The following is an 11,769-nucleotide window of genomic DNA, read 5'->3' as shown; positions in this document are numbered from 1 at the left end:
GACGATTGATAAAAGCAAGACACACAGTATTCTGCTGCCTGCTAAAGCATTGAATCAATAGTGATCAATACCGCCAAATTAATATACACCATTTGGTCTCATGACCGAATTTAAAAACACAAAATGAAAAACACAAACATGACGCTGCTCATGCCGGCAGTCCTTCTATTGAGGATTCCTAATCTATGGTCACATGTGAATTAGCATGATATCCTCAAAACTCCTTTAGACAATACTGCATAAACCGACTGATGGAACAACTGCTGAGGATTCATTGCCACAGCTACAGTCAATTGGTAAAAGTGCGGATCACAGTATACTGCTGCATAAGACAGAGCTATTATTTACGTTGCTGTCTATTAAAACACTGAATAACAACATGATCAATGACTCCAGATAAGTGTATCTCGTTTGGTTTCTGATCCAAATTTTAAAAATAATATGAAAAACACAAACATTACGCTGCTCATGCTGACAGCTTTTCTATTCAGCATCTCTGCCTATGGTCACATGTGAATGAGCATGATATTCCAAAAACTCCTTTAGACAATACTGCATAAACCGACTGATGGAACAGCTGCTGAGAATTCATTGCCACAGCTACAGTCAATTGGTAAAAATGCGGATCACAGTATACTGCTGCATAAGACAGAGCTATTATTTACGTTACTGTCTGTTAAAACATTGAATAACAACATGATCAGTGACTCCGGATAAGTGTATCTCGTTTGGTCTCATGATCAAAATTTAAAAACACAAAAACACAAAATGAAAAACACAACATGACGCTGCTCATGCTGGCAGCCCTTCTATTGAGGATTCCTAATCTATGGTCACATGTGAATGAGCATGATATCCTCAAAACTCCTTTAGATAATACTGCATAAACCGACTGATGGAACAGCTGCTGAGGATTATATGCCACAGCTACAGTCAATTGGTAAAAGTGCGGATCACAGTATACTGCTGCATAAGACAGAGCTATTATTTACGTTGCTGTCTGTTAAAACATTGAATAACAACGTGATCAGTGACTCCGGATCAGTGTATCTCGTTTGGTCGCATGATCGAAATTTAAAAACACAAAATGAAAAACACAAACATGACGCTGCTCATGCCGGCAGCCCTTCTATTGAGGATTCCTAATCTATGGTCACATGTGAATGAGCATGATATCCTCAAAACTCCTTTAGACAATACTGCATAAACCGACTGATGGAACAACTGCTGAGGATTATATGCCACAGCTACAGTCAATTGGTAAAAGTGCGGATCACAGTATACTGCTGCATAAGACAGGGCTGTTATCTATGTTGCTGTCTTTTAAAACACTGAATAACAACCTGATCAGTGCCTCCGGATAAGTATATCTCGTCTGGTCTCTGATCCAAATTTTAAAAATAATATGAAAAACACAAACATTACGCTGCTTATGCTGACAGCTCTTTTATTCAGCATTCCTGCCTATGCTCAGGTGGGCATCAACAATACGTCGCCGAAAGCTACTTTAGACATTACGGCCAAAACAACCAACGGAACTGCCCCTGAGGGATTGATTCCGCCCCGTCTTACCGGAGACCAGATCAAAGCGGCAGACGCACAATATACTGCTGCCCAAACCGGAGCGATGATCTATGCTACGGCTGCCGTGACTTCAGTTTCTCCTAAAACAGCTAACATTACCGCAGAGGGGTATTACTTTTTTGACGGAGCTGCATGGCAGAAAGTAAGTGGTAGCGATGATACAACCAATGATGCATGGATGAATGATACAGCTAATGCAATGGTAAAACTTGGAACATTGGCTGATGGTACAACGAGAACAGCAGGAACGGAGTTTGTAGCGACAGACGATGGAAGTGTAGGTATAGGAACGAACTCACCAAACACAAGTGCTTTGCTAGACCTTACAGCTGCCAATAAAGGCTTTCTTCCACCAAGAATTGCGCTCAACAGCATAACCGATGTAAGTACGATAAGTGCACCCGCTGAAGGATTAGTGGTTTACAATACAGGGGCAGGAAACCTAAAGAGTAAGGGGATATATTATTGGGATGGGGCACAATGGGTGGTTTTAAAAGCTGATGGAGGAACCACCACATCTACCACAGATTTAAATGTGGGAGAAACCCGAACAGCGGTAATTAGTGTTCCTACCCCATCATTTATTGCAGGCTCAGCAGGAAGTAACAAGACTTGGATGAACGGTAAAGCACTTACAAATTTTCAGACTGTAAATTATTTGTTTCTCTCTGAAGCAGCAGGAAGTACCAGCGGCTTTGTAAATTTTGGACCTAATGGAGCATTACGAATGGATATTGCTTCAGGAGGATATACAGGAGCATGGCCGTCACCTAAATTTGTTAATACCTCTTCATCTCCGGTGTTTTATAGCCTTAATGCACTTTCTACTCAGGACGCTAATATCTATTCTGGAGCAGGAAGTTGGTTGCGGCCTGGAGCGGTTTGCAACAGAATTGATGGAAATGATGGATTTGGCTTTAGTACAAACGGGAGTAGTGAATATGTCAACGCCAATATTCTTATTCACGATACTACAGATGGAAGTGTTCGGTTTTATATTGGAACATGGTCACTCGTGTCTGCTGATGATGGTTTAGGGCATAATAATACTTTTGGATTATTTACCATTACCCGATATAAATAATAGATTGAAGGCTGGAAAGCAGGAGGAAATAGGATGGAGGTTATTATTTTTAGTATAAAATTACAGCCTCTTCACAAGTAAATACTAAACTTTTTTAAACTTTTCTTTTTTGAACCGTTAAGATATAATAAGAGTTTAAGAGTATTAAGATAAGCTACGCTTTAAGCTTAAAAATCAGAATGATTCATCTTAATTATACTTTATTTCTTAATCCTTCTTAATGGTTTATAAATCCTATATTTAAATAACTCCAATAAAAAAAACAGTTCAGAAATCCTGAACTGTTTTTCTTTATATACTATGAATTAAACTTTTCTTTTTGAACCGTTAAGATATAATAAGAGTTTAAGAGTGTTAAGATAAGCTTCGCTTTAAGCTTAAAAGTCAGAATGATTCATCTTAACTATACTTTTTTTCTTAATCCTTCTTAATGGTTTATATATCCTATATTTAAATAACTTCAAAAAAAACAGTTCAGAAATCGTGAACTGTTTTTTCTTTATATACTATGAATTAAACTTTTATTTTTGAACCGTTAAGATGTAATAAGAGTTTAAGAGTATTAAGATAAGCTTCGCTTTACGCTTAAAAATCAGAATGATTTATCTTAACTATACTTTATTTCTTAATCCTTCTTCATGGTTTTAATAGATTTCCGATAAGTTTAAACAATTTCCCTCTTGAAAAAGAGAAATAGCCATTGTTGATGATCTTCATGTCTTCCTTCTTCCATCTCCCAGCTTCAAAACCATCTGAATCAGGAATTTTTAATCCAAACTCAGGTTAATATAATGAATGTGAAACCTCACAGATTTCCAAAATCTGTGAGGTTTTTTAGTCTGCCATTCAATCAATCAAAAATTTTAAAACAAAAAAATACCCAACATTTTATACAAAATCAAAGCATATCTCTATGATAATGTTTTAACTAAAGATAATTCCAATGTTTCTTATTTAGACTGTAGCTATTTGTTGAGCTTGCTTTAAAGTAGAATGGTAAGGTGATATAAATCATGCTTGTTGTAATTTGCTGTATATTAAGAGTTTGCGTTTTAAAATCAGGGAAATTATTTTGAATAATTTTAAATAAGATAAAAATGTCTTATTTAAAATTTCATTGCTGTATCTTTGCTTAAGAATAGTATAGTTTCTCTTTAATAATTCATGAGTAACTATTAAAAACATAAAAGATGTTCAGCATTTTTACAAATATCAACAGGAAAGCATTCATTAATGCCATTATGGCAACCTTAACGGTCATCGCTATGACAGTAATAGGGTCTGTTAATCTTCAAAACTTTGATGCAGCGTTAATTATTTATTTCTTCGGAACCATCAGTATGACTTTTGGAGTGGTGTATCACCATTCTGTATGGAAACAGCGTCCGGCCACACAGAAATATTGGAAGCGCACATGGGAATTTATTTTCAGTAAAGATTATCCCATATACATGAAAGAAGTGATCCTTTTATCGGTCCGTAATATTTTATTTCAAAGGTTTATTCTTCCAAGAGGAAAGGCGAGATGGTTTGGGCATTTTCTTTTAGCTACAGGATGTCTTATATCTTTTGCAGTAACATTTGGATTAACATTCGGGTGGATGCATTTCACGCTAAAGGAAGGAACTACTGATATGTATGAAACCCATATGATGGGCTTTACAGTGATGACTTTCCCTCTCAATACAATAATGGCCGTCATATTATTTCATATTCTGGTCTGGACTGCAATTATGGTCATTATCGGATGTCTGATCATGATGCACAGAAGATTTGTAGACGAAGGACAGATTGCCACCCAGTGGTTTGAGAGAGACTGGCTGCCACTGATCTTGCTTGTAGCTGTTTCTGTTACAGGGTTGGGAATTTGGTTTGATTATTCCTTTCTGGAAGGGAAAATGAGCCAGTTTATGGCAATTACACATGCTATTACCGTAGCGCTGTTTCTGATGTGGATTCCTTTTGGGAAGTTCTTTCACATTTTCCAAAGACCTGCGCAGGTAGGAGCCAATATTTATAAAATTGAAGGAAAACGCAGAGGGATGCAGGTTTGCCCGCACACCGGAGACGAGTACACTACAAAAATGCACATCGAAGACTTAAAAGAAATTACAAAAGAAATGGGATTTGATCTTGATTGTGAAGACGGTAAGAGCTATTTAGACTATAGCCCGGAAGGAAAAAGAGCAATGCTTGCAAAAGCACATCTTAAAGCAAGACAGGAATCAGGAACTTATTTTGGTTAAAATATAATACAATGGCAAAATTACCCGTATCGGCCGACGAAATCATCAGTGTATTCGGACCCCATCAGCACTATCCGAATAAAGGAACAGTAAGATCCAATCCTCAGAATCCTGATGCCCTGATAAAAACACATTGCTGCTTTTGTGGTCTGCAGTGTGGAATTCAGCTAAAAGTAAAAGACAAAAAAGTGGTAGGTTTTGAGCCCTGGAACGACTTTCCCTTTAATGAAGGAAGATTATGCCCCAAAGGAGTTCAGCGGTATATGCAGGACAATCATCCGGACCGCTTACTTTCACCCTATAAAAGAGTAGAAGGAAAAGGGTTTGTACCTATAGAATGGGATGAGGCCTATGATGCAGTCATCAAAGAAATCAGAAGAATACAGGATCAATATGGTAAAAACGCTTTTGCAATGCTTTCCGGTGTTTCGCTGACTAATGAAAAAAGTTATATGGTGGGGAAATTTGCCCGTGTTGCCTTAAAAACTGCTAATCTTGATTACAACGGCCGTCTTTGTATGGTAAGTGCAGGGGCAGGAAATAAAAAAGCATTCGGGATGGACCGTTCTTCTAACAGCTGGGCAGATTTAGCACATGCCGAAGTGATTATCATTACCGGAGCCAATGTAAGTGAATGTTTTCCGGTTCTCACACACAAGATTTGGGAAGCCCGCGATAATGGTGCAAAATTAATTGTGATTGATCCACGTCAGATTCCTATTGCAAGAACTGCAGATATTCATTTACCCATTAGACCGGGAACCGATTCTGCATTAACGAATACGATGCTTAAAGTTCTGATTGATAATAACTGGCTGGATAATGATTTCATTAACAATTATACTTCAGGATTTGAAGAAACCGCCGAGGCAGTAAAAGAATGTACATTAGAATGGGGCGAAGCTATTACTGGAATTCCAAAAGAATTGATTTTTAAAGCTGCAGAAATGTGGGGGAAAGCAAAAACCAGCTTCCTGATGCATGCCCGTGGAATAGAACACCATTCCAAAGGAGTTCAGAATGTTTCAAGTTGTATCAATTTAGTTCTGGCAACAGGCAGAATCGGTAAACCATATTGCGGTTACGGAACAATTACCGGACAGGGAAACGGACAGGGTGGAAGAGAACATGGTCACAAATGCGATCAGCTTCCCGGAAACAGAGATATTGAAAACCCGGAACACCGAAAATTTGTAGCCGATATCTGGGGAATCAAAGAAGAAGATCTGCCGCGAAAAGGATTGAGTGCCTACGAGATTATCGAAGCCATCAACCGTGGTGAGATCAAAGGGCTTTTATCAATTTGTTTTAACCCGTTGGTTTCCTTACCCAATAACAACAATGTTCGTGCAGCATTAGAAAAACTGGAATTCTATGCCGGAATTGATTTCTTTTTATCCGAAACCCTGCGCCATGCCAACATTATTCTTGCAGGCTCATTACAGGAGGAAGAAGAAGGAACTACTACCTCTGCTGAAGGCCGTGTAATAAGAATCCGTGCAGTAGTAAATCCGCCTGGGAAAGCTAAAAAAGATAGTGAAATCCTGATGGAGTTAGCAAGAAGATTAGGCGAAGGAGATAAATTCAATTATAAAAACAGTGAGGAAACTTTTAATGAACTAAGAGTAGCTTCAAAAGGCAGTGCCGCAGATTATTATGGTATTACCTATGAAAGAGTAGAAAAGAATTTAGGTATTTTCTGGCCTTGTCCCACTGAAGATCATCCGGGAACACCAAGACTTTGGGAAGACAGACAATTTAATACCAATGATAAAAAAGCACATTTCAATCCTACTCCCTACAAAAAACCAACTGAAGAGCCAGATGAAGAGTTTCCGATTGTTCTCACTACAGGAAGAGTGGTAAGCCAATATTTAAGTGGTTCACAAACCAGAAGAATTGGAAAATTAGTAGACCTGTATCCGGAGCCTTTACTGGAAATTCACCCAAACCTGGCAGCAGAATATGGTATTGAGGAAAATGATCTGATCAAAGTTTCTACCCGAAGAGGAAGTGCTTTGTTCCCTGCCAATGTGGTGGAAACAATCAGACAGGACACGGTATTTATCCCTTACCATTGGGGTGGGGTAAACTCAGCCAATCAATTAACCATTGATGCTTTGGATCCCGTATCAAAAATTCCCGAGTTTAAGGTCTGTGCCTGCAAAATAGAAAAAACAGGAAGAAAAAAAGGAGAGCATTCAAAAGAATTTGCCAATCAAAGCAGAGACATTCAATATTAAGTAAAAAAAATTATGGCAGAGCAATTTGAAAGATTTAATGATATGGAGTTTTTCGTTGATATGCAGCGATGTATAGGCTGTCACTCGTGTGAAATGGCTTGTGCAGAGTGTGAAACCAATGGAGAGACCTCAATGATTCATATTCATTATGTGGACAGAGCAGAAACAATTCAGACTACCGTTCAGGTTTGTATGCATTGTGAAGATCCTATATGTGCCAATGTTTGTCCGGCAGACGCCATCACAAAAGATGAATACGGAATCGTTCACACTGCAGATACTTCCAAATGTATCGGTTGTGCCAACTGTGTGATCGGCTGCCCGTTCGGAGTTCCACAAATTCCGGATCAGAGCGCAATGCTGATGATGAAGTGCAATATGTGCTACGACAGAACCAGTACAGGGCTGAAACCTATGTGTGCCACGGTTTGCCCGAGTGGAGCATTAACCTTTGATACCAGAGAAAACGTAGCTAAAAAAAGACCGAACAGCACACCGGTAAACCGCTTTATTTTCGGAAAAGAAATAGTGAACACAAAAGTAAATATAATGATGCCGAAAGGCAGTGAAGAATTAAAAGTCTTTTAAAACTAATTACAATGTCAGAAGATAATAAAAAAATACCCGCCTGGAAAGCCGATTTTCCGATTAAAAAACGCGAAGCAGCCTACGTTTCCCGAAAAGAATTCATCAAATTGATTACCTTTTTCTCAGGGACTTTAGCTTTGGCCAATGTTGCCATTCCTGCATTCAATTTTTTTAAAGAAGAAAAGGGAATAGGGGAATATTTCGTTGGGTTGACTACGGATCTCAATGTAGGCGGAATGCGTACTTTCTATATCAATGAAGACCACAGAACACCTTATATGCTGATTCGTCTGGCAGAAAATAAATGGAAAGTTTTTGAACAGAAATGTACCCATCTTTCCTGTTCGGTCTTATACAATCATAATGAAAAAGTGATAGAATGTCCTTGCCACCATGGCTTTTTCAATCCAGAGGATGGTTCTGTTATACAAGGACCTCCACCAAGACCACTTCCGCAGCTTACAGTGGTCATCAGAGAAGATAAAATATTCGTAACAGATTTCGTAAAACAAACCGCAGAATCTCACGGATAGATTCACCCCAAAATAAATAAAGATGTCAGTACGAAAGAAACCCATAAAAAAAGTAACCTTCAGAGTCAATGAAATGCTTGTAGCCATTATCAGTGTTTATATTTTACTGGTAAGTCTGCAGATGTGGCTTCTGTTTGGAACCATCAATAAAGCTTTAGACAAAGAACATCTGGACTTTTCAACCTATTCAGCCATTGGCTCAGTCATCATATTTCTATGTACCATTTTCTTTTTAAGATACGTACCCGATATCCCGACTGGTCAAAATAAAAAACAGGAAGATGAGAAAGACAATGCCTACTGATCTGTTGGATGCTTTTGGCAGAAAACATGATTATCTCAGACTTTCCATTACCGATAGCTGTAATTTCAGATGTCTGTACTGCATGCCGGATGAGCCTTTTAAAAGTACGCCATCCATCGAGTTGATGAACAGTCAGGAGATTTTTGAAATTGCGAAAATTTTTGTTGATGAATTTAATATCAGTAAAATCCGGATTACAGGTGGAGAACCGCTGGTAAGAAATGATTTTGAAACAATCATCCGACAAATCTCAACATTAGGGGCAAGTATAGGAATAACGACTAATGGTGTTTTGCTTCACAAATATTTTGAGCTATTTCAGGAATGTGGGGTTAAAAATCTCAATATCAGCATTGATTCTCTGAATCGCGATAAGTTCAAATATATTACTAAAAGAGATCTGTTTCAAACGGTTTGGGCGAATATCAAAGAAAGTATCAAAAGAGGATTTAATGTTAAGCTTAATGTAGTTATCATGCGGGGTTTCAATGAAGATGAAATTCCTGAATTTATTGCCTTGTCCCATCATTATCCGATTGAGCTGAGGTTTATAGAATTTATGCCCTTCAGCGGAAATTCATGGGAAAAGGAAAAAGTTATTCCCATTGCAGAAATGCTCAACATGATTTCTCAGCATTTCATGTATGAAAAAATAGAAGATCATAAAAATGATACTTCCAGAAAATATAGAGTCAATGAAGAAAGTAAAGGTGTTTTTGGTTTGATCTCTACCATGAGCAATTCATTTTGCGCAGGGTGTAACCGGATCAGAATAACATCTGACGGAAAAATGAAAAACTGCCTTTTCGGTGCCGATGAGTTTGACTTGCTTAAAGCTTTCAGAAATAATGAAGAAATAACAGAGCTCATACAACTCGGTATAATCAAAAAACATAAAGAAAAAGGCGGACAATTTTCTGAAATGGAGAGTGTCAGGAACCAATCAATGATTAACCGGAGTATGATCAAAATAGGAGGATAAAATTTTTATCAACCGATAGGATAAAAAAGACATAACGAACGATACCGAATTCAGTAATTATTGACAATGAAGAAATTAATTAAATGCGTTGCTGTTGTAATGATAACATTCACAATGATGCAATGTACAAAATCGGAAACGGCTCAGGCTGAAAAACATGCAGAAACTTCACAAGCTGCTTCTGAAAAAGAAAACCATAAGCACGATGATAAAGATGACTTGAAATATGTAAGCCGGGAAGTACAGGTAAAAGGAGATGTGGTCAATCCGCTTACTTTAACCGTAGATTCTTTGAAAAAAATGAATGTGAAGGAACTCAATGACTTTAAAATTGTCTGTCAGAGCGGTCTAACCAAAGACAGTATAGCATCTACAAAAGCTGTTCTTCTTACTGATATTTTAGATAAAGCAAAAATTGCCCAAAAGGACCACAAAGACCGTAATTTTTACATTGTTGCCCGCGCTTCAGATGATTATAAGGCTACATTTTCCTGGGCAGAATTATTCAACAATCCGGCAGGAGAAAAAATATATGTAGTGTTTGAACAAAACGGAGAACCACTAAAAGAAAAAGGGGAAATGATTATGGTAAGCCTTTCTGATACCAAGACAGGACCACGTCACGTAAAATGGCTGAAAAGCATAGAAGTGACCAGAGTAAAATAATCAATTGAAAAATTTCAAAACGAAAAAAGATGAACCATTTTATATCCGTTTCCGAAGCCAGAAAAATCATTCAGAATCAAATTTTCAACACAGAGAAAACGGAGCTTTCTCTTTTAGAAGCACAGGGATTTTATGCTGCAGAAGAAATACGGGCAACTTTAGATGTTCCTTCTTTCGATAACTCGGCAATGGACGGGTATGGTTTCCGTTTTGAAGACCTCGAAGATTTTACAGAATTGAAGGTAACCCAAATCATTCCCGCAGGAGTTGCAAAAAATGATTTTGTTTTAGGCAGGGGAGAAGCTGTTCGCATTTTTACAGGTGCTAAAATTCCGGACGGTGTTGATACCGTGGTAATGCAGGAAAAGGTAAAACAGAATGAACATCTTATTCATTTTGAAACTAATGAAATTCAAAAGGGTGAAAATATTCGTCTGAAAGCTTCACAGACACAGGCAGGAACTGTGATTGTTGAAAAAAACACATACATCAATCACGCATTGATCGGATTTCTGGCAGGATTTGGAATTGAAAAAGTTACGGTGTATCAGCGTCTGAAAATAGGACTTGTTTTCACTGGCAATGAATTGGTTGAAGTGGGGAATCCTTTAGCAGAAGGTGAAATTTACAATTCCAACAGATATACTCTGCAGGCGGCTTTAGCAGAAATCAATCAGCAATTTTCGACTATAAAACATGCTGAAGATACGGAAGACGCTACATTTCATGCGATCAAAGAAGCTTTACATCATCATGATATTGTGCTCATAACAGGGGGAATTTCGGTGGGGGATTATGACTATGTGAAACCTGCTCTTGAAAAACTGGACGTTCAAGAATTATTCTACAAGATCAGGCAAAAACCTGGAAAACCGCTGTTCTTCGGAAAGAAAAATGAGAAATTTATTTTTGCATTACCCGGAAATCCTGCTTCTGTTTTTTCCTGTTACCATCAGTATGTGAAGCCATTCCTGCTTGGATGCTTCGGTCGTCAGAACTTTGAAGAAGATGAGGATTTTGCTATTTCAGAATCTTGCGTAAGAAAAAAAAGCAATGAGCAGACTCAGTTTCTGAAGGCATTCTATTCCAAAGGAAATGTTCGTATTCTCAACGGTCAGGAATCCTATAAAATGAATTCGGCAGCTCAGGCCAATTGTCTGTTAGAATTTTCTGAAACGGTCACCGAAATAAACATGGGTGAAAAAGTGAAAATATGGAAAATCTGAAAATCAAAGGCAGGATATGGATAGAAACCGGATCCGGTCTGAAGATCGGCATCGGAAGAGCCAGACTATTAGAACATATTCATCAGTTGGGAAGTATCGCAGAAGCAGCAAAAGCACTGAAAATACCCTATCGGAAAGCCTGGGGAATTGTGCGTGATATTAATTCTAATGCCTCCTGTGAAATTGTTACAAAAGAAGCGGGAGGAAAATCCGGAGGGCAAAGCCAGCTCACTGATTACGGAAAACTCATCGTTGAAAAATTCAAAACAGCAGAAGAGTCTTTTTTGAGATTCTCAAAAGAAACCATTTAAAA

General features: G+C 38.0%; 10 protein-coding genes. All 10 read left to right on the top strand.

Annotation, left to right across the window (positions count from 1 at the left end; translation table 11 throughout):
- Nucleotides 1-1,405: 1,405 nt before the first annotated feature.
- On the top strand, nucleotides 1,406-2,668 hold the full coding sequence (locus NK356_RS06595; RefSeq protein ID WP_253316539.1) for a hypothetical protein: 1,263 nt from the start codon (nucleotides 1,406-1,408) through the stop codon (nucleotides 2,666-2,668).
- A 1,190-nt stretch (nucleotides 2,669-3,858) separates the two neighbouring features.
- Nucleotides 3,859-4,914 (top strand): MFS transporter, encoded by a 1,056-nt coding sequence (locus NK356_RS06590; RefSeq protein WP_253316538.1) that lies wholly within the window; start codon nucleotides 3,859-3,861, stop codon nucleotides 4,912-4,914.
- 11 nt (nucleotides 4,915-4,925) lie between these two features.
- Nucleotides 4,926-7,157 carry a molybdopterin oxidoreductase family protein gene (locus NK356_RS06585; protein ID WP_253316537.1) on the top strand — a complete coding sequence of 744 codons (2,232 nt, stop codon included), beginning with the start codon at nucleotides 4,926-4,928 and terminating at the stop codon, nucleotides 7,155-7,157.
- A 12-nt stretch (nucleotides 7,158-7,169) separates the two neighbouring features.
- A complete protein-coding gene (locus NK356_RS06580; RefSeq protein ID WP_149832750.1) occupies nucleotides 7,170-7,745 on the top strand; it encodes a 4Fe-4S dicluster domain-containing protein in 576 nt (191 codons plus the stop codon).
- Nucleotides 7,746-7,756: 11 nt separating this feature from the next.
- Nucleotides 7,757-8,278, top strand: a complete 522-nt coding sequence (locus NK356_RS06575) for a ubiquinol-cytochrome c reductase iron-sulfur subunit (protein ID WP_253316536.1) — start codon at nucleotides 7,757-7,759, stop codon at nucleotides 8,276-8,278.
- Nucleotides 8,279-8,300: 22 nt separating this feature from the next.
- Nucleotides 8,301-8,582 (top strand): DUF6755 family protein, encoded by a 282-nt coding sequence (locus NK356_RS06570; protein WP_253316535.1) that lies wholly within the window; start codon nucleotides 8,301-8,303, stop codon nucleotides 8,580-8,582.
- The gene (moaA, locus tag NK356_RS06565; protein ID WP_253316534.1) at nucleotides 8,560-9,564 is read left to right on the top strand and encodes a GTP 3',8-cyclase MoaA; all 1,005 of its coding nucleotides are present in this window, start codon (nucleotides 8,560-8,562) and stop codon (nucleotides 9,562-9,564) included. The genes NK356_RS06570 and moaA overlap by 23 nt, the downstream gene beginning before the upstream one ends.
- Before the next feature lie 66 nt (nucleotides 9,565-9,630).
- The gene (locus NK356_RS06560) at nucleotides 9,631-10,230 is read left to right on the top strand and encodes a molybdopterin-dependent oxidoreductase (protein ID WP_253316533.1); all 600 of its coding nucleotides are present in this window, start codon (nucleotides 9,631-9,633) and stop codon (nucleotides 10,228-10,230) included.
- A 29-nt stretch (nucleotides 10,231-10,259) separates the two neighbouring features.
- Entirely contained in the window at nucleotides 10,260-11,456 is a 1,197-nt protein-coding gene (locus NK356_RS06555) for a molybdopterin molybdotransferase MoeA (RefSeq protein WP_253316532.1), read from the top strand.
- The gene (locus NK356_RS06550; RefSeq protein WP_253316531.1) at nucleotides 11,444-11,767 is read left to right on the top strand and encodes a winged helix-turn-helix domain-containing protein; all 324 of its coding nucleotides are present in this window, start codon (nucleotides 11,444-11,446) and stop codon (nucleotides 11,765-11,767) included. Before NK356_RS06555 ends, NK356_RS06550 begins: the two co-directional genes overlap by 13 nt.
- Nucleotides 11,768-11,769 lie beyond the last annotated feature (2 nt).

Source organism: Chryseobacterium sp. S0630, from assembly GCF_024158915.1.
Classification (GTDB): Bacteria; Bacteroidota; Bacteroidia; order Flavobacteriales; family Weeksellaceae; genus Chryseobacterium.
This window is presented reverse-complemented; position numbering and strand designations above follow the sequence as displayed.

What these genes read in the sequence shown, in the direction of transcription:
- NK356_RS06560 (WP_253316533.1), top strand. Translation starts at nt 9,631, where the DNA reads ATGAAGAAATTAATTAAATGCGTTGCTGTTGTAATGATAACATTCACA.
- NK356_RS06580 (WP_149832750.1), top strand. Translation starts at nt 7,170, where the DNA reads ATGGCAGAGCAATTTGAAAGATTTAATGATATGGAGTTTTTCGTTGAT.
- NK356_RS06570 (WP_253316535.1), top strand. Translation starts at nt 8,301, where the DNA reads ATGTCAGTACGAAAGAAACCCATAAAAAAAGTAACCTTCAGAGTCAAT.
- NK356_RS06595 (WP_253316539.1), top strand. Translation starts at nt 1,406, where the DNA reads ATGAAAAACACAAACATTACGCTGCTTATGCTGACAGCTCTTTTATTC.
- NK356_RS06555 (WP_253316532.1), top strand. Translation starts at nt 10,260, where the DNA reads ATGAACCATTTTATATCCGTTTCCGAAGCCAGAAAAATCATTCAGAAT.
- NK356_RS06550 (WP_253316531.1), top strand. Translation starts at nt 11,444, where the DNA reads ATGGAAAATCTGAAAATCAAAGGCAGGATATGGATAGAAACCGGATCC.
- NK356_RS06575 (WP_253316536.1), top strand. Translation starts at nt 7,757, where the DNA reads ATGTCAGAAGATAATAAAAAAATACCCGCCTGGAAAGCCGATTTTCCG.
- NK356_RS06585 (WP_253316537.1), top strand. Translation starts at nt 4,926, where the DNA reads ATGGCAAAATTACCCGTATCGGCCGACGAAATCATCAGTGTATTCGGA.
- moaA (WP_253316534.1), top strand. Translation starts at nt 8,560, where the DNA reads ATGAGAAAGACAATGCCTACTGATCTGTTGGATGCTTTTGGCAGAAAA.
- NK356_RS06590 (WP_253316538.1), top strand. Translation starts at nt 3,859, where the DNA reads ATGTTCAGCATTTTTACAAATATCAACAGGAAAGCATTCATTAATGCC.